Consider the following 17,886-nt stretch of genomic DNA (forward strand, 5'->3'; position numbering starts at 1 on the left):
GAGCATCTGCCTCCGTTCGATGGGGCAGTAGATCCTCGGCACAAGGCCGAGGATGACGTCGAGTGAGGGGCGCGGCTTACCAACAGACAGAGCGGCCGAGAGCCGCCCCTTAAATCTTATAAATCCGCTTGCGCGTCCCCTCGAGGCGGGTCAGGATGGCCTTGCGCCGGTCGGGTTTGGCCATGAACTCCTGGAAGCCAACGAGCCCCGCCTGCGCCATGTCGGGGTCGCTGTCGCGGTCGTAATATTGCGACGTGCCCTGCACCGTCTTCATCGTCTCGACGGCGATATTGACGAGCGGATCCTTGCTCGGCGGCAGATCGCTGCGCGGCGGCACGTTGCCGGCCGGCTCCAGATAGGCCGCCAGATTCTCCGGCTTGTAGAAATAGGCGAGGAATTCGCGCGCGCCCTGCTTGTTCTTGGCCTTGGCGGGAATGTGGATCGAGTTGACCGAGAACTCCTCGTAGTGGCCGACCTTGGCGTCGAGCACCGGGAAGGTCGCATAGGAGAGCTGCGGCAGATCTTCGGCGGTGAAAGCCGAGCGCAGGAAAGCGCCGAGGTTCATCATGCCGGCCTTCTTCTGCGCCAGGAGCGCCGCGGCCTCCTGCCAGCCGAAAGAGGTGTGGTTTTCCGTGAAGAACCCCTTCGAAATCATCGCCTCCCACTGGTCGAAAACCGCCGTCAGCGCGGGATCGAGATAGCTCATCTCGCCGTTCATCAGCGCCATATGCTTGTCGAGGCCGTTGACGCGAAGGTTCATCTGGTCGAACCAGCCGGCCGCCGGCCACAATTCCTTGGTGCCGATCGCGACCGGCGTGATGCCCGCGGCCTTGCACTTGTCGCCATAGGCCATGAACTCTTCGGCCGTCTTCGGCACGGTCAGGCCATGCTGCTCGAACACATCCTTGCGATAGAACATGCCCCAGAGCGTGCCGCCTGTGGGAAGGCCGTACTGCTTGCCGTTTTCGGTGACGGCCCCTGCCGTCGCGCCGAGCACGTCCTTGTATTTTTCCTTATCGAAAAGGTCGGAGATATCGTCGAACAGACCGCGCTTGACGAAGGCCCGCATGCGGTTGCCCGAAAACCAGGAGCAGACGTCGGGCGCGCCGGCGACGAGATAGTTGCGAATGGCCGTCTTGTGGGCCTCGTGGTCCATATTGTTGATGACGACGTTGACGCCGGCTTCCTTGCTGAAGCCCGCGGCAATCGCCTTCAGCGCGTCGAGCGCAGCGCCATTGTTTTCGGCCGAGATCATCGTGACCTCTTGGGCCTGTGCGATCGCCGGGATCGGAAAACTGCCGGTGACCGCCGTGGCAGACATCATGCCCGCACCCTTCAGGAAGCTCCTGCGGGTGGTTGACGGAAATTGCTTCGAAAATGCCATTGAATTCCTCCCAGTTGATCGATCGACACCGCCTGGCCCAAGCGGCCTCCTCCTTGAAGCGCTCGATCAGGCATTCAACGCGCCGATCCATCCGTCATCCCAAGGCGTATAATCCGCTTGGCTCAGTTGATCGGCGGCCAAACTTATGCATAGATCGAACCAGCCCGCAATAATTAATTTACAAAATTAAGGAATGCATCGTGAAGCTGAAAGGCGACCAGACCACGGCGAGAGCCATGAACCGACGCCTCATCCTCAACCTCCTCCGCCGCGAGGGGCCGAGGAGCCGCGCCGATATCGCCACCGTCATTGGCTTGAGCCCGGCCGCAGTCACCTTCGTCGTCGCCGATCTTCTGGAAGAAGGCATCGTCATCGAAGGGAAGACCGTACCCGGCCTCACCGGCCGCCGTCCGATCCCGGTGGATATCAACTACGAGCACGCGCTCGCTGTCGGCTTTAAGCTGATGATCGATTCGGTGGAGTGCGTGGCAACCGACCTTGCCACCAACCCCGTCGCCGCCATGCGGGTAAGCCTCGACGGCCACGACCCCGATAAGGTCGCCGACCTGCTGGCCGGTACCGTGCCCGAACTGGTGAAACTCGCCGGCCGGCCGAACGCGAAGCTCGCCGGCATCGGCATCTCCATGCCGGGCGTCATCAATCATGAACAGACGGCCTGCGTGCGCAGCCACCGCTTCAGCTGGGATAACGTCCCCCTCGCCTCGCTAGTCGCCAGCCGCGTCCATGTCCCGGTCTGGCTGGAGGACGACACCAATGCCTATGCCATCGCCCAGCAGCTCTTCGGGCTCGGCCGCCAGCATCGCAACATGGCCGTTCTCGCCGTCGGCGTCGGCATCAGCTGCGCGCTCGTCATCGACGGCAAGCTCTATCGCGGCGCCAATGGTGCCGCCGGCAAGTTCGGCCACACGCTGTTCGAGGAAGGTGGCCGCCTCTGCGAATGCGGCAAGCGCGGCTGCTTGATGGCCTATCACTCCGAAATCTCGATGCTCCGACGCTGGCGGGAAGCGACCGGCCGCGAGGAACTGGGACTGCCGGAATTGTCGGCTGCGCTCGCATCAGGCGATGCCGCCGCCCTCGCCCTCGTCGCCGATTCCGGCCGCGGCATCGGCACCGCTCTTGCCAATCTCGTCAACATTACCGATCCCGAAGTCATCGTCGCCGGCGGCGAAGCCGTCTCCCTCGGCGACCCTTTCCTCACGCCGCTACGCGAAGCGCTTTCCGCCCGGACCTTCCGAACCGCCCCGCCGCTCTTGCCCGACTGGGAGGACAATTCCTGGGCTCGGGGGGCGGCCGCCCTCGTCACCCAAAAAATCTTCGACTTCGAATCCTCCGGCGGCATTACGGACATTGCCAGCTTGGCGAGTGTCATGACCGCAGGTTCGTCGTCGGCGGCGTAATTCAGGCAACGGCGTCACCCACGTTCCTGTGCTCGTCACAGGAATCCGGCCACGGCGCGCCCGCGCCGTGATTGACTCTGCTGCAAGAACAAGTCTCCCGCGCCCAGGGACCTGGGCGCACTGGATCTCTGTGACGAGCACAGAGATGAGGGAGATTGGGTTGGCGGTCTCGCCAACCCCGCACCGCCTCCAAACAGGACCATGTCAGAGCAGACCAACGCCGCCGCGCCGCAGATACACTGGCTTACAAAAATGCGGGTTTGCCGACACATCCCTGGTTCAATCATCGACTTAAATCCCGATGCGGCCAATGAGCCGACAAATGGTCAATTCAGGAAGGATGACGACATGAAAATGATCCAGGCTATGGCGCTTGCCCTTGTTCTCGGCGGCGCGGCAGCGGCACATGCGGAACAGCCGATCCAGCGCACCGATCTCATCAAGAACGATATCGACGTGCCCGGCCACGAGGTCGTTCAGGTCCGCGTCGATATCGCCCCGGGCGTTCTCGCGCCGAACCACTCGCATCCCGGCGAGGAAGTCGCGTTCGTCCTCGAGGGCACGCTGGAATACCAGCTCGAAGGCAGTGAGCCGGTGACCCTGAAGGCCGGCCAATCCCTGTTCATTCCCTCCGGCGTCGTTCACTCGGCAAAGAACGTCGGTAGCGGCAAGGCGTCGGAATTGGCAACCTACATCGTTCGCAAAGGGGCGCCGCTCGTCGTGCCCGCCAAGTGAGCCGTTTGTAGAAATTTTCGTCCGGATCGGGAGCTGCCGTGGCAGGGATCCTCGGATCAAGCTTCCGCCCTCGCATGGCAACTCCCTTCGACCCGTTTACCGAGACGGGGTTAGCGCGAAGGGCGCCCCGGGCCGAATGCCGACGGACGGCCACGCCGCTTGCGTTGGAGCCACCGTTTTGCCCTTGCGGTCGCCTTCCATTCACGGCAGCATGTCCGTCTCCTCAATCATCTGAACCTCTCACATCAGGAGGATTACCATGGCAACGTCGGAGCGCCCCTCCTTTGTCGTCCACTGGAGCGAGATCGAACGGCCTGACGACTCGCACTATGACGAAGACGACGAGTTGATGAGCATCGGTGCGCCCTTCGGACGCTATTTTGGCCTGGCAAAATTGGGCATTCATCATGAGCGCTTGCCGCCCGGCCGGCGTACATCCTTTCCGCATGCCGAGAGCGCCGAGGAAGAATTCGTCTATGTCATCGAAGGCGAGCCCGACGTCTGGCTCGATGGCCATCTGCATCGGCTGAAGCCCGGCGACGCCGTCGGATTTCCTGCCGGCACCGGGATCGCCCATAGTTTCCTCAACAACACGCAAGCCGAAGTGCATCTCCTCGTCGTCGGCGAGCGCCACAAGGCCGAAAACCGGATCTTCTATCCACTCCACCCTCACCGTCGACCACTGCATAATGATTGGTGGGATGACCATCCAACCCATGCCCTCGGTCCGCACGATGGAATGCCGGACCTGGTGAGGGAAGCAAAGGGCCGAGGAAACAGCGAATAGATCAGCCAGGCCGATAGTCGGCCGCAATGGCGGCTTCGCGCAAAGCGGAGACCAACGCTTGGCTGGAGCTTCGACAGTTATGGGCTCAGGCCAGCCAACCGCAATAGCTCGTCATTTTCGTTTGCAACGCCTTCCGTCAGCCGGGCGGCGGCAATCGCGGGAAGCCAGGCCAGAATGCTGCTGACCTCCGATCCGGTGACAGAGGCGTAAGCTTCGACATAGCCCATCGCCCTGTCCGGCACCGCATGGTGCAACAGGAGGTATGTTCGGCAGACATCGGCCAGAGGATTGCCACAGCAGGCGTCGAGCCAGTCGACGATCATAAACCCCTGCCCCGACCCGTGAATATTCCAGGGGTGAAAATCGCCATGACACACCCTGTCGCCATCCGGAAGGGAATCGAGTTCCAACAGGAGCCGCTTTCTGGACGCAGGATCCAGCCCCTCGGCTCGCCGGATCCTGGCGGAAAGCCTGGCCATGAGAGACGGCAACCCGTCGCCGGGTTTTTCGTGAATGCTTCGATGCAGTTGCGCCATGTCTTCAAGCGGCGCTCTTCCTGCCGTCGAGACGAATTGGTCGGCAAAACAGAAGCTGGGCGCGCGATCCATCAACACGCCCCAGCGCCCATCGAATTCGCCGACCGCGTGGACCTTTGGCGCCGGCAGCGCGAGCCTCTCAAGGATCGACAGGTTCGCGGCTTCCCTGAATGACGACGCCTTGGAGGCGGCTTGCCTGTACAGCTTCAGCGCCAAGGCCCCATATTCGAAGACCTCTGCCTCTTTACCCGAACCAAGGAGCCGACCCGTTTCGGTCATTGCGGTGCCTCCGTCTGAATTCAGGACAGCTCGCGGAATTGTCGCGATCACTGTCATTGCAGTTTGCCATGTCGGCGTGTGCCGATCGCGCAGGCTGACACGATCATCCCGCCAAGCCAAAACAAAACCCGTCAGTTGGACGTGTCATTCCCTTGTCGCGCATCAGCCCGCCGCATATCTTGGGCGGCGGCCGCGCTCCGATATCAGGGCAGCCATGGCGGATTACCTCACGATGAACGGCAATCCGCCGCGTCCAAGATTACTCGCTTTCGCAGTATGCCGAGAGCATTGCGGTGCTGAGCCGCGCATGATGACGTTCATAGCAACGGATCGGAGCTCAAATGTCCACCGCCACTTTGCCTGAACCGCCATACTATATGGTCAGTTTTTCATCTCAACGAACAAAGGTCGACAACGGCTATGGCGAGATGGGTTATGCGATGACGGAACTTGCAAAACAGCAGCCCGGCTATCTCGGCTTCGAAAGTGCTCGCGGGGCAGATGGTTTCGGCATACTGATTTCGTATTGGAAGGATGAGGATAGCATTCGAGCCTGGAAATCCGTCGTCGATCACGTTGAGGCGCAAAATCGCGGTCGGTCAGATTGGTATACTCGGTATGAAATCCGTATTGCGCTCGTCGAGCGAGCCTATGGATTCAATATTGAAGAGACATGAGTTGGTTTGTTGGAGGGGAGTTCTACGACAGCCCAAAACCAGATTCGATCTCGTCATGCTCAGATGCTGAGTGACTTCACGGCCGAATTGGCGAAGCGGTAGCGGTCTCGCCCTCCTAAACTTATCCTCTGCAAAGCGACTGACAGGCCTACCGCGCAAACCTGCGGGCACCGGCCACGCAGAGGATGACGGCGACGGTGACGGCGAGCATGGCCCAGGTCACGGGCTCGTGCAGCAGGGTTGCGGCGAGCGCCAAGCCGAAGAACGGCTGCAGCAGCTGCAGTTGGCCGACGGCGGCGATGCCGCCCTGCGACAGGCCGCGATACCAGAAGATGAAGCCGATCAGCATGGAAAACAGCGAGACATAGGCCAGGCCAAGCAGCGCCGGCGTTTCGATGCCGGAGAAGGTCGCCGGCCGATGCAAAAGCGCGACTGCGACCGTCACCGGCAGCGACAGCACGAGCGCCCAGGAAATCACCTGCCATCCGCCGAGCGTGCGCGAAAGCCTGCCGCCTTCGGCATAGCCGAGGCCGCAGACGACGACAGCCGCCAGCATCAGCAGATCGCCGACCGGCGACGCCGTCAGGCCCTGCACCAATGCGAATCCCGCCACCAGCGCACTGCCGAGGACGGAGAACAGCCAGAATGCCGGCTTTGGCCGTTCTCCACCGCGGATCACACCGAAGGTCGCGGTCGCGAGCGGCAGCAGGCCGATGAAGACGATCGAATGAGCGGAGGTGACGTGCTGCAGCGCCAGTGCCGTCAATAGGGGAAAGCCGACCACGACGCCGAGCGCCACGACCGCCAGGGAGAGAATGTCGCGCCGGCTCGGCCGCTTCTCTCTAAAAGCGATCAGCAGGCCGAGCGCAAGAAAGCCGGCGATCGCCGCGCGCGCCACGGTGAGGAAGACCGGATCGAACTGCATCACCGCCACGCGCGTCGCCGGCAGCGATCCGCTGAAGATCACCACCCCGATAAAACCATTGATCCATCCCGATGCCATGCGGTCCATCTCGCGCTCCATGATGCGCTGCACTCCTTCATTCTCTAGCTCTTATCGGCCAACACGGATGGTTAGGACAGTCACAGTCTGCTACAATTTCGCGAAACTGTAATGGTGCAGGAAGCAATACGGATGAACGAAGGACGCACACGCGCGGAGATGGTCGCCGCGACGATCAGGCAGCGCATCGCCGGGCGCAGCCTGACGCCGGGCGCAAAGCTACCATCTGTGCGGGGGCTGGCCGCGACGTTGAAGCTGTCGACATCGACCGTCGTCGACGCCTATGAGCGGTTGGTTGCCGAAGGCGCGATCTTGGCAAGACCGGGCTCGGGATTCTACGTCGCCAATCAGGCAGCCCCCTTTGCGCTTGCCGAGGCCGGGCCGAAGCTCGACCGCGCCGTCGACCCGTTCTGGATATCGCGGCAATCGCTGGAGGCGGGAGAAGCGGACCTGAAGCCGGGATGCGGCTGGCTCCCGCCTTCCTGGCTGCCGGGGGACGGCATGCGCCGCGGGCTCAGAACGCTTGCCCGCGCCGACGGGGCAGCACTTGCCGATTACGGCTCGCCGCTCGGCTTGTCGCAACTGCGTCAGCTGATTTCGCGGCGCATGGGGGAACGGGGGATCGAAGCCTCCCCGGACCAAATCATGCTGGCCGATTCCGGCACGCAGGCAATCGATCTGCTCTGCCGTTTCCTGCTGGAACCCGGCGACACGGTGCTGGTCGACGATCCCTGCTATTTCAATTTCCATGCGCTGTTGCGCGCCCATCGGGCAAAGATCGTCGGCGTGCCCTACACACCATCCGGTCCCGATATAGAGCTGTTTGCACAAGTCGTCGCCGATGAGCGGCCGCGGCTCTACATCACCAACTCCGCCATCCACAATCCGACCGGCGCAACCTTGTCTCCCGTTACGGCTCACCGGGTTTTAAAACTCGCCGACCAGTTCGACCTGACCATCATCGAGGACGATATCTTTTCCGATTTCGAGTACACGCCGGCGCCCCGCCTTGCCGCCTTCGATGGGCTCGAGCGGGTCATCCACATCGGCAGCTTCTCGAAAACCCTGTCGGCCTCGGCCCGCTGCGGTTTCGTCGTGGCGAAGCCCGAATGGATCGACGGCCTGACAGACCTCAAGATCGCCACCTCCTTCGGCGGCGGCCGGCTGACGGCGGAACTAGTGCTGAACGTCTTGAGCGACGGCAGCTATCGCAAACATATGGAGACGCTGAGACACCGGCTCTCCCGGGCAATGAGCGAGGTCTCGGCCCGGCTGAAGAATCTCGGCATAGAGCCCTGGCTGGAGCCGCAGGCCGGAATGTTCCTCTGGTGCCGGCTGCCCGATGGCATCGATGCGGCTGATGTGGCGCGGGCCGCCTTAGAAAAGAGGATCGTTCTGGCTCCCGGAAACGCATTCAGCCTGTCGCAATCGGCAACGAATTTCATGCGCTTCAACATATCTCAGACGCTCGATCCTCGTGTCTTCGAGGTGCTCGGCGATATCTTGACGCAAGAGAGGAATTAGACGCAAAGGGCCCTCTTCGGCGACAACCGTCCTCGTACCAGCGCCATCCGCTAAGGCGCAGCGGACGCACCGCCTGACCCGCCGCGCCTCATACATACATTCATTTTTCTTTAAATACAGAATGTTAGAATTCGCACACCCTAAACGATCGACAAGTCTAAAAACTTGGGCCTGATCATTGTTTCCAGGAAGGTGTTGCATGCGCAAGCCGCAGGTTCGAACCTCGCTGATAATCATCAATGTAGCGTTTGCATTGATCTTCCTGATTTTCGCGCTGTTTTCTCTCAGGAGCGTGCAGCAGGTTAACCAGGATACGACGGCAATCGCCAAGAACTGGCTGCCGAGTGTTTCGGTAGCCCGCAATATCGGCTTCGAGCTGGAACGCATGAAGTTCGACTACGCCAACCATATCATGTCGATCAGCGACCAGGCCATCGCCGCCGCAGAAACACAGATTTCCTCTCAGCGCACCGAGCTTGTCGACGCGATTGCAGCCTACCGGCCGCTTATATCCTCGCCGCGCGAAGCCCAACTGCTGCAGCAGATCGAAGAGCAGGCCGCCGGCTACCAGAAATCGTCCGAGCCTATGCTGGAAAAATCCCGCAAGAACGACAACGATGCCGCCAAGGTGATCTTCTATTCCGACATGGAGCCATTCGTCGACCGCGCGGAAGAGCTGGCCGATGAATTGCTGACGATCAACGTCAATGGCTCCGAGGCGTCCTACGAAAGCAGCCAATCGACCTACTCGAACATTCTCTGGACGACCTGGGCATTGACGGCATTGGTGTTTGCGGTCGTCGCGGGCGCGATCTCCTATGTAGCAATCCAGATCTCGCGTCCGATCAAGAAGATCACGCAATCGATGACCGGCCTGGCCGCCGGCGACACCAGCACGCAGATCCCCTATTCCAGCCGCACGGACGAAATCGGCGCGATGGCGGGCGCGGTGGAGGTCTTTCGGCAGACGGCGCTTGCCAAGATCAGAGCCGATGAAAATATCGAAACGAACCGGGCGCTGACGGAATCCGAGCGGCAGCGCCGCGAGCAAACCGAGCGCGCTCGCGCTGCGGCCATGGCACAAGCCACCAATGGATTGGCAGAGAGCCTGAAACAACTTGCCGGCGGCGATCTCACCGTGCAGATCAGCGAGCCTTTCGATGCGGATTTCGAGGGCCTGCGCCGGGATTTCAACGGCGCCGTGGCAAAGCTCTGCCAGACCCTCGCCAAAGTGGCGGGATCAGCCGTCAATATCGACGGCGGCTCGAATGAAATCGCCAATAGCGCAAACGACCTGGCGAAACGAACCGAACAACAGGCAGCGGCACTGGAACAGACAGCCGCTGCTCTCGATGAAATCACAGCCAATGTCGCATCCGCCTCCAAGCGCGCCGAGGAAGCGCGCGAGGTGGCCGCGCAGGCGAATGCCGGTGCGACGACATCAGGTGAGATCGTCAGCCAGGCGGTCCAGGCCATGAGCCGGATCGAGCAATCCTCCAGCCAGATTTCCAACATCATCGGCGTGATCGACGAGATCGCGTTCCAGACCAATCTCTTGGCCCTCAATGCCGGTGTCGAGGCCGCGCGCGCCGGCGAGGCAGGCAAGGGATTTGCGGTCGTGGCCCAGGAGGTCCGCGAACTGGCACAGCGCTCCGCGCAGGCGGCCAAGGAAATCAAAACGCTGATCCAGGCATCGGCGGGAGAAGTCGCGGCCGGCGTCGGACTGGTCTCGAAAACCGGCGAAGCGTTGAAAACCATCGGCGAGCTGATCGTTGCCATGAACCGCCATGTCGAGGCAATCGCCGTCTCCGCCCGGGAACAATCCGTCGGGCTGGCGGAAATCAATACGGCCGTCAACAGTCTCGACCAGACCACGCAGCAAAATGCCGCCATGGTCGAGGAGGCGAGCGCCGCTTCAGCATCGCTTGCCGACGAAGGCGCCACGCTTCGCCAGTTGATCAGGCAGTTCAATCTGAACGAGACCGCGCAGCAAAGCGCCTACGCCCTTCGCAGAACGGCTTGAGCCGGAGGAACGATCGGCCACACGAAGCACGGGGTCTACCGGCTTCTCGAATAGGAATGCGGCCGCAGCGCCATTGTGCGATCTTCGATGCCGGCCCATTGAGAACAACCATCTGCTGAAAAATCGTCTTCCATCAGGGAAACCATTGCCGGCTGAACCGGCAATGGCAAAATCGCGCAAGGCGTGGAACGGGATATGTCGCGCAGCCCGCACGCACGTCCCACCGTCAAACGTCAGAACGACCGGTTGACCGCCTTGTCGTTGGCAAGGCGCGTCACGCAGCCTTCGAGTTTGGCGAGAAGCAGATCGAAGTCGAGCGGCTTCGTCAGATAGTCCGCCGCTCCGCCACGCAGGCCGGCCAGCGTGTTTTCCCGGTCGGTCAGCGCCGTCAGCAGGATGAACGGAATGTTGGAAAGCTCCGGGTGATTGATCTGAATTTCCGCCAGAAGCTGGTGCCCGTCCATCACAGGCATCGAAATGTCGCTGATGACGATATCGGGCCATTTCGACAGGATCACTTCCAGTCCCTCGGCGCCGTTCGAGGCCTCGAGCGTCTTATAGCCGGCTTCGCTCAATTCTTCGACGAGGAGGTTCCGGATCTCGACTTCGTCTTCTATGCACAGGACTGTAACCATGAGCTCTTCCTTAAGCTGCGACTTGTTGATCCGACAATAGAAACTCTATTGGCAGAAGAATGGTGAATGTTGTGCCTTTGCCGAGCTCGCTCGTCACCTCGACGGTGCCGCCGTGCAGTTCGACGACCTGCTTGACGACGTTGAGGCCGATGCCGGTTCCGGCAATGCCCGTCGCGCTGCGGGCGCGGTAATAGGGCTGGAACAGCTTCGGCAGATCCTCCGCATCCATGCCGATGCCGCTGTCGGAGATGGCGATCTCCACCGTCTTCTCGTCGACCCGGGCGCGAACATGAATGTCAGGCGCGTTGGGCGAATATTTGACGGCGTTCGAAACCAGGTTGGTGAAGACCTGTTCCATCGCGCTGCGGTCGAACGTCAATACATCCGGTATGGGCTCGAGATCGAGATGGAACACATGCGTGCGGCTGAGATGGCGCTGCCTGTCGCAGCAGGTGACGAGCAGGGCTTTCAGATCGCCTTCGCTACGCTTCAGTGTGATCTGTCCGGTTTCGAGCCGGCCGCTGGCCAGGATGCTTTCCATCAGGTCGACCATGCGCACGACGGCGCTTCGGATCACGCCGGCTTTTTCGTGAACGTAATCGCCACTGACGTTGGTCGTCGAGCGGCAAAGCCGCTGGGCGGCGGCGTCGATGATGGCGAGCGGCGTGCGAAACTCGTGCGAAGCCATGGCAACGAACTGGCGCTGGAGCGCATTCACCTGGCGTTCGTGCACCAGCAGGCGGTCCAGTTCCTCTCTCTGCCTTTCAATCTCGGCCGTTCGATCGGCCACCATCTCTTCCAGATGGTTGCGGTGATGGGTGAGCTGCGCCTGGCTATCCAGCAGGGTCAGCGAAGTGCGATGCAGACCTCGTCCGAGCCAGAAAACGACGGCGATCAACAGCGCCAGGCAGCCGAGCCCCGCCGGCGCAATCTGCCGAAGCAGCATGAATCCCGGCAGGATAGGCGGCCACACGAGGTAGCCGATCGTGCCGCCGTCATGGGACGACACAGGCACTTGCGCCCGTTCGTCCTCACTTTTCGAAGGCGCAAAATGCAGGCCTTCGAGCCGCGCATAATGGGCGATGCTTTCGGCAGCCTTTCCATCGATGAACTTGACCGAGACGGCGATGAACTCCTGGCCCGCCTCGATCTGCATCCTGGCCGAGCTCGGCAGAATGGGACGCGCGCTTGCTATCGCCGGCCTGTTGCCGATCATGATCGTCCGAACCGTCGCCAGTTGACCGAGCGCTTCGGCGCCGGGCTCTGCAGCCCGCTCGACAAGAGCGGCGCGCATCTCACGGGCGAGAGCGGTCACGTCTCGGCCGTCGTCGTCACCGAGCCGTGGCGGCATGGCATCCGCGCCGTCGCGGAACGCAAACATCAGGCGATTGGTATCGTCGAAGATATAGGTCCTGTCGTGCCCGAAATACCGGCTCGTCCACCGGCCGACATTGTCGAGCAGCCATTCATGGTTCCGTTGCTTGGCATAAAGGAAGGCGTCATCCCATTTGGTGACGCTTTCCTGCTCCCGGGGAAGTGCCGCGATCTGCTCTTCCAATCCTTGGCCGACGAAGTCGGCCTGCCGGCGCAACGAGAGATCATCGACCTTCACCGCCGCGAGCCATGCAAATCCGCACAGCAACACAGCCGCAGCGCAGGTGAGCGTTACCAAGACGAACGTAATGTGGGATGTGAGCCTGACCGTCAACACCTGCAACCTTTTGATGGCGCCCCTTACCTGGAAATTGACACGCAAAGGTTGACGGACCGTGAATTATGCGCTCCCGTGCGGGTCTGCGGCATGTCTCCTATAGGCATTTCGCGACCTTGAAGGAGAAGCACATGGATGCAGCAGCATCGTCGGATACGTCAGGCATCAGGATCGAGCCGATCGCTGCCGCCCATATCGACAGCTTTCATCATGCGCTCGACGTGGTCGCGCGGGAGAAAAAATACCTGTCCATGCTGGAAGCAACTCCCCTGCCGCAAACGCGCGAGTTCGTGAAGGGCATGATTGCAAAAGGCAATCCGCAATTCGTTGCGACCGCTCAAGACCAGGTGGTCGGCTGGTGCGACATCAGCCGGCATTTTTTCCCGTCGCACGCCCATCGCGGAAACCTCGGAATGGGAATCCTTCCCGCCTATCGGGGCAAGGGTCTCGGACGAAGGCTCATCGAGACGACATTGAGAGCCGCACAGAAAGGCGGTTTCGCCAGGGTTGAACTCGATGTTTACGAAGGCAACGCCCGTGCTATCGCTCTCTACGAAAAGATGGGATTTGCCCGCGAAGGCATCATCCGGCGTGCGGCGCGCATCGATGGCCGGTTCATCGATGCGATCAGCATGGCGCTTCTGTTCGACGAGCGCGGCGCGGCTGATATCGCCGAGAATTCTTGAACGAGTCCAGCTGACTCCTACCTCTCTCGGACGATCCTCTTTTCGACCGGGAGTTGGAACAAATGCTCTTTCACGCGATTAGTCCGATGCGAATGCGCCGCCATGCATAGGGCTCAGCGAGGAGGCAGCCATACACATCACCCGCCGGCAATTTGCAGCACTTGCAGCCGTAGTTTTCCTGCCGGGGATGGCACGCGCGGCAGACGAGGACAACGCTCTCTTCTGGCGCGCCAAATCCGCCGCGAATGACCATGTGCTTTTCGGCTACGTGCGCACCCGCGCCGACAGTTTTCCTGACATCATGGCCGAGGGAAAACGCCTGGTCGATCAATCGAAGACGGTGCTGATCGACGTCAATCCCGGCCTCACCCTGTCGACCACCAAGTTCAAGAACAGCGATATCAAGCCCGTCTTCGCAAGTTTGACACCATCTGATCAGGATGAGTTCAAGACCATTCTGTCGACATCCCCGGCAAAGGGAGCGATCGAAAAGCTTTCCGGTTTCGAGGCGAGCCTGCTCCTCATCGGCGAAGGACAGCATGCCTTCGGCGCCGACGCGCCGAGCATCGGCCTGGCGCTTGCGAAGTACGGCGTATCGATCGGGCGCGATGTGAAGACGCTTGCCGCCGACGGGGAAATGCAGGCCATGCAGAAGCCATTGACGCTCGAAACGGTCAATTCCGTCGGCCCCGCCTCGATCACCTACCTTCTCGAACTGCGCCGCCGGATCGGACCGATCGGCGCCCATTTCGACGAGCTCTATAAGGCTCGAAAGAGCGCAGAGATCGCACGCCTCGGAGAGGAAATCACCGCCAAGAGTATCGTGAGGCCCACCGATCTCATCGATGCGGACAAGTTGCGCGCGCTTCTGATCGAGCGGATCGCGAACCTCCCGGCAGGCACGAGCGCCTTCATCATCCTGCCGATCGGGCTTTTGAACGGTCCCCATAGCATTGTCGGCGACCTCCGCTCTCGCGGCGCCGAAGTGGCGGCAATCGGGTGAACCGGGTTTTGAGCAATTCCAGGCGTCGCGGCATGATTAAGCGGGATTCTTTCGCCGGGCCACGCACCTATCGGGCGAAAGCCTCGAACGGATTGTCGTGGGTCAGGCGCACCAGTGTGCCGTCGTCTATGCCCCGGCGTTTCAGCTCGGGCAGTAAGACCGTGGAAAGATGCGTATACGGTTTGGGCGTTCCGCCCATCGGCAGCGCCGGATCGAACCAGCCGCGGTCATGGCTCAACAACAAGCGATCGCCGCAGCCCGCCTCCAGCGCCTTGATCACCAGCTCCGCCACCTCGTTGTCCCCGGCCCGGCCGACATGATCATACTCGATCCAGGCGCCTCGCTCGGCGACGGCGACATTATAGGCGAAGTCCTTTTCCTCCTGCGTGTGGATCGAGATGAACCTGTCGGCCCTGTAGCCCTCCGCCTCGATGACATCGAGCTGGTCCATGACGACCCGTCCCCTGATCGTATGGCTGCCGATGACGGCGTCCGTCTGCGCCGCCGCGCGCGCGGCTGCCCGCAGGATTTTCGTCTCGAGCGCCGTCATCCCGTCATCGCCGGCGCTGAGCTTGATCCAGCCTGCCTGGAACCCGGTTTCGTCGATCTGCTCGGTCAGCTCGCGGAGCATCCATGCCTCCAGCTCCTTCTCGGAAGCCTGGCGGACCCATTCGGGAATCCAGGGTTCACGGTAATTGCCGGTGGGAACGACGATCGGAAAATCCGTCGCGAGCGACACGGCAAGATCGATATCCGCACGGCGCCCGACGCCGCCCGTCGAGCATTCGACCAATGCCGTCACCCCGAGCTTCTTGATCCGCTCGATCTCGGGGGCCATCAGCCGAACAACGTCGTCGGTCACTGCTTCGGCATAACCGGGCTGGTCCGGCGTCCTGAGATCGACGAAGACGTGCTCGTGCGGGAGGATCATCCCAAGTTCGGATTTGCTCTTGGGTCCGAGCGTCGTGCGCAGATATTTCAAAGTCTCTCTCCCCCTACAGCCGCACCGGCTTTGCGTGCAGCCCTCGACCGACACCGAAGCATCGACACTGCCGCGAAAGTAGATCGTTACATGATGAAATCAATTGCTCGCTCGATGGAAATTCTGACAACCTGACCCTTGATGTCGACTTCCGACCTGACGCCCTCCGGCAGCCATCCCGCTACCACTTCACGCTGAACCCAACCTTGGCGCCGACGGCGTTGCTGTCGCCAAAATCCTTGAGCCTGGTGCGGGCAAAGGCTTCGCCGTTGACGGCATAACGGTCGTCCGCCCAGCTGAGCGAGCCGCCCATGCCAAGGCCGGCCCAGAGCGCCTGGTTCTCACTGATAAGCTTGGTCCCCGAGACATCGACATCCGAGCCGTTGAGGAAGTCGTAGTAGAGATTGGCGATGCCGTAGAGCTTCGAGCGACTAATCTTTCCGGAGACATCCTTCCAGTCGTTGTCATAATCGGCTGAGATGCCGAGACGGCCGGTCAGGCTGTCGCCATCGTCGAGCGATGTAGCGGCGCCATAGGCATCGGTGAAGTCATCGAAACGCACGGAGGAATAGGCAAGCTGCGCCTGCGGCGTCAGCGACCATTGGTTGGTCAGTGCAATCTTCTGGCCGGCTTCGACGCTGAGCCCATAGCCGAAGCCGTCATTGTCGTCGGCAAGCGTGGTGTGAAGCGTCGAGGATTTGAGATCACTGCTGTACCAGGTCACGCCAGCCTGCGTGTCGATGTAGAAGCCGCTGTTGCCGTACCAGGTCAAGGTGCCGTCGAAGCCGTAGCCTGTGGTGTCGATGTCGCCCTTGCCGAAGCGCGAAGAGACGTCTGCCGAGGCCGTATCGACATGAAAGCTGAGCCCGCCGATCAGCATGCCTGCCCCGCTTTCGTGCAGCAATCCGTCGAGACCCGTCTGCAGCGTCCAGCTGTTGACGTCATATTCGGTGCCGGACGTCGAGGTTTCCGGCTCGAAATGCGAATGCGTCCCGTCGATGCGGGTCCAGATCGCCTTGGAAGGGTCGTTCTGGGCGGCGGATTGGCCACCGTCCACTTCGCGGCCGCCGGTGCGCTGGCGCAGCGTGCCGAACTCGTTGAGGCTCTGCAGAACGCCGGCATAGGCCTCGTAGAGCGGCACGGCAGGCGAATAGACCGGCCCGGTCGCCGTGCCGGCGGCATCGAGAACAGCCGAGCGCAGATACCAGTCGCCGTCAGCCGGCGTGCTGACGCCCCCTTGGTAAAGTCGATAGGCATAGGCGCCGCCGACCACGGCCTGATCGCCCTCGAACACATAGTCGCCGAGCAGCGAGAAGGTGCCGGCCGACGTACCGCCGACATCGACGATCTTGATGCCTTCGACGGTTTGTCCGCCACCGCCCCCGAGGTTGGTCACCTTGACATCGGTGGTGCCTGATGTGTTGCCGGTGACGACGAGGCGGTCGGTCGCGGAAGTATCGTCGCCGAGCACGCTCTCGATCTCCAGAGTGCCGCCGCTGCCAATATAGTTACCTGATATCGTCAGCGTGCCTATGGAATTGCCCGGCGCCACCACGCCGGCATTGGTCACATCGCCGAAGATCGTGCCGGTGCCGCCGAGAATACCGACGCCCGATGTCGTGACCGGGCTGGCGATCGAGCCGTTGACGGCGAGCCGGCCGCCGCTCACCGTCGTGGCGCCAGTATAGGTGTTGACGCCCGAAAGCGTCTGGCTGCCGCCGGTGACGGCCAGCCCACCCGTGCCGCCGATCACGCCCGCGAACGTGTCGTTGGCATTAGCGATCGTCAGGGTTTGGGGCCCGAGCAGCACGGTGCCGCTGCCGGCCAGGCTCTGGATGGTCGGGCCTGCTGCCCCGGAAACGTCAAGAGCGCCGTCGGCGACAACCCGGCTGGAATTGGCGACGGCGCCGGCGCCGGAGAGGGCGAGGCTGCTGCCGAAATCGATCTGCGTCTCGCCGGTATATGTGCTGTTTGCCAGAAGTCTGAAGACACCGCCACCGGTGACGGTCAGGCCGCCCACGCCGGTGAACCCGGACGCGGCGTCGGTGCCTACGGTGAAGCCGTTGGTATCGAGTGTCAGCCCGCCGGCGAGCAGATTGAGCTCGCTGCCGGAAAATCCGTTGATGAAGGTCGCGTTAGCGGCGGTAGCGCGCAGAATACCATCATCGAAATTGGCCTGGCTCGCGCCTGCGCCGCCGCGCAAGGTTTGAGCCTGCAGCGTGCCGCCGCCGGTGATGTTGAGCGTGCCGGAAGATGTCACGCCGCTACCTAGGGTCGTGGTTGTCGCGCCGACTTGCCCGCCGTTCTGAATGTTGAGCGTACCAGCGCCTTGAAAGCCGAGTACAAGAGGTCCGAGCGCGTTCCATTGCGATCCCGGTCCTGTCACCGTGACGATGCCGGTGCTTCCAGCCGCAATTCCCAGCCGGGCCTGGCCCGTGCTTGTCAGGGTGCTACCATTCTGGATCGTCAGAACCCCAGGCACTGTACCAGCTTGGCCCACGGC

The 17,886-nt window shown here is 61.7% G+C and carries 15 protein-coding genes; 8 read left to right on the forward strand and 7 right to left on the reverse strand.

Features of this window, described 5'->3' with window-relative positions; genetic code table 11:
• Positions 1-109 precede the first annotated feature (109 nt).
• A complete protein-coding gene (locus G9X68_RS14840) occupies positions 110-1,384 on the reverse strand; it encodes an ABC transporter substrate-binding protein (RefSeq protein ID WP_171602990.1) in 1,275 nt (424 codons plus the stop codon).
• 200 nt (positions 1,385-1,584) lie between these two features.
• On the opposite strand from G9X68_RS14840, the gene G9X68_RS14845 reads away from it, so the two are divergent.
• The 3 genes from G9X68_RS14845 to G9X68_RS14855 all read left to right on the forward strand — a co-directional run bounded on the left by G9X68_RS14845 (position 1,585) and on the right by G9X68_RS14855 (position 4,324).
• Positions 1,585-2,802: an ROK family protein gene (locus tag G9X68_RS14845; RefSeq protein ID WP_171602991.1), complete on the forward strand. Its 1,218-nt coding sequence runs from the start codon at positions 1,585-1,587 to the stop codon at positions 2,800-2,802.
• Between the two features lie 348 nt (positions 2,803-3,150).
• Positions 3,151-3,537, forward strand: coding sequence for a cupin domain-containing protein (locus G9X68_RS14850; RefSeq protein WP_171602992.1), 387 nt, complete (start codon positions 3,151-3,153; stop codon positions 3,535-3,537).
• Between the two features lie 259 nt (positions 3,538-3,796).
• A complete protein-coding gene (locus G9X68_RS14855; RefSeq protein WP_171602993.1) occupies positions 3,797-4,324 on the forward strand; it encodes a cupin domain-containing protein in 528 nt (175 codons plus the stop codon).
• Positions 4,325-4,401: 77 nt separating this feature from the next.
• Here the strand turns inward: G9X68_RS14855 and G9X68_RS14860 are convergent, their stop codons facing one another.
• A complete protein-coding gene (locus tag G9X68_RS14860; RefSeq protein WP_171602994.1) occupies positions 4,402-5,139 on the reverse strand; it encodes a phosphotransferase family protein in 738 nt (245 codons plus the stop codon).
• Between the two features lie 341 nt (positions 5,140-5,480).
• Between G9X68_RS14860 and G9X68_RS14865 the strand changes: the two genes are divergently transcribed.
• Positions 5,481-5,816, forward strand: a complete 336-nt coding sequence (locus G9X68_RS14865) for an antibiotic biosynthesis monooxygenase family protein (protein ID WP_171602995.1) — start codon at positions 5,481-5,483, stop codon at positions 5,814-5,816.
• Between the two features lie 148 nt (positions 5,817-5,964).
• On the opposite strand, the gene G9X68_RS14870 is transcribed toward G9X68_RS14865, so the two are convergent.
• A complete protein-coding gene (locus tag G9X68_RS14870) occupies positions 5,965-6,828 on the reverse strand; it encodes a DMT family transporter (protein ID WP_171603077.1) in 864 nt (287 codons plus the stop codon).
• Between the two features lie 102 nt (positions 6,829-6,930).
• Here G9X68_RS14870 and G9X68_RS14875 point away from each other — a divergent pair, with 102 nt between their 5' ends.
• A complete protein-coding gene (locus tag G9X68_RS14875; RefSeq protein ID WP_171602996.1) occupies positions 6,931-8,343 on the forward strand; it encodes an aminotransferase-like domain-containing protein in 1,413 nt (470 codons plus the stop codon).
• A 199-nt stretch (positions 8,344-8,542) separates the two neighbouring features.
• Positions 8,543-10,366: a methyl-accepting chemotaxis protein gene (locus G9X68_RS14880; protein WP_171602997.1), complete on the forward strand. Its 1,824-nt coding sequence runs from the start codon at positions 8,543-8,545 to the stop codon at positions 10,364-10,366.
• A gap of 233 nt (positions 10,367-10,599) precedes the next feature.
• Here G9X68_RS14880 and G9X68_RS14885 read toward each other — a convergent pair whose 3' ends face one another.
• Positions 10,600-11,001 carry a response regulator gene (locus tag G9X68_RS14885; RefSeq protein ID WP_171602998.1) on the reverse strand — a complete coding sequence of 134 codons (402 nt, stop codon included), beginning with the start codon at positions 10,999-11,001 and terminating at the stop codon, positions 10,600-10,602.
• 10 nt (positions 11,002-11,011) lie between these two features.
• The gene (locus G9X68_RS14890; RefSeq protein WP_171602999.1) at positions 11,012-12,757 is read right to left on the reverse strand and encodes a sensor histidine kinase; all 1,746 of its coding nucleotides are present in this window, start codon (positions 12,755-12,757) and stop codon (positions 11,012-11,014) included.
• A gap of 86 nt (positions 12,758-12,843) precedes the next feature.
• Between G9X68_RS14890 and G9X68_RS14895 the strand changes: the two genes are divergently transcribed.
• Positions 12,844-13,398, forward strand: coding sequence for a GNAT family N-acetyltransferase (locus G9X68_RS14895; RefSeq protein WP_171603000.1), 555 nt, complete (start codon positions 12,844-12,846; stop codon positions 13,396-13,398).
• A gap of 130 nt (positions 13,399-13,528) precedes the next feature.
• Complete coding sequence (locus G9X68_RS14900) at positions 13,529-14,401, forward strand: hypothetical protein (protein ID WP_171603078.1); 873 nt, start codon at positions 13,529-13,531, stop codon at positions 14,399-14,401.
• 67 nt (positions 14,402-14,468) lie between these two features.
• Here the strand turns inward: G9X68_RS14900 and G9X68_RS14905 are convergent, their stop codons facing one another.
• Positions 14,469-15,383: a phosphotriesterase family protein gene (locus G9X68_RS14905; protein WP_171603001.1), complete on the reverse strand. Its 915-nt coding sequence runs from the start codon at positions 15,381-15,383 to the stop codon at positions 14,469-14,471.
• 181 nt (positions 15,384-15,564) lie between these two features.
• A complete protein-coding gene (locus G9X68_RS14910; protein ID WP_171603079.1) occupies positions 15,565-17,853 on the reverse strand; it encodes an autotransporter family protein in 2,289 nt (762 codons plus the stop codon).
• Between the last annotated feature and the right edge of the window lie 33 nt (positions 17,854-17,886).

Source organism: Rhizobium changzhiense (assembly GCF_013087625.1).
Taxonomy (GTDB): Bacteria; Pseudomonadota; Alphaproteobacteria; order Rhizobiales; family Rhizobiaceae; genus Rhizobium; species Rhizobium sophorae.

Coding starts and splice junctions, on each gene's coding strand:
- G9X68_RS14840 (WP_171602990.1), bottom strand. CDS start 1,384: ATGGCATTTTCGAAGCAATTTCCGTCAACCACCCGCAGGAGCTTCCTG.
- G9X68_RS14850 (WP_171602992.1), top strand. CDS start 3,151: ATGAAAATGATCCAGGCTATGGCGCTTGCCCTTGTTCTCGGCGGCGCG.
- G9X68_RS14855 (WP_171602993.1), top strand. CDS start 3,797: ATGGCAACGTCGGAGCGCCCCTCCTTTGTCGTCCACTGGAGCGAGATC.
- G9X68_RS14860 (WP_171602994.1), bottom strand. CDS start 5,139: ATGACCGAAACGGGTCGGCTCCTTGGTTCGGGTAAAGAGGCAGAGGTC.
- G9X68_RS14865 (WP_171602995.1), top strand. CDS start 5,481: ATGTCCACCGCCACTTTGCCTGAACCGCCATACTATATGGTCAGTTTT.
- G9X68_RS14870 (WP_171603077.1), bottom strand. CDS start 6,828: ATGGACCGCATGGCATCGGGATGGATCAATGGTTTTATCGGGGTGGTG.
- G9X68_RS14875 (WP_171602996.1), top strand. CDS start 6,931: ATGGTGCAGGAAGCAATACGGATGAACGAAGGACGCACACGCGCGGAG.
- G9X68_RS14880 (WP_171602997.1), top strand. CDS start 8,543: ATGCGCAAGCCGCAGGTTCGAACCTCGCTGATAATCATCAATGTAGCG.
- G9X68_RS14885 (WP_171602998.1), bottom strand. CDS start 11,001: ATGGTTACAGTCCTGTGCATAGAAGACGAAGTCGAGATCCGGAACCTC.
- G9X68_RS14895 (WP_171603000.1), top strand. CDS start 12,844: ATGGATGCAGCAGCATCGTCGGATACGTCAGGCATCAGGATCGAGCCG.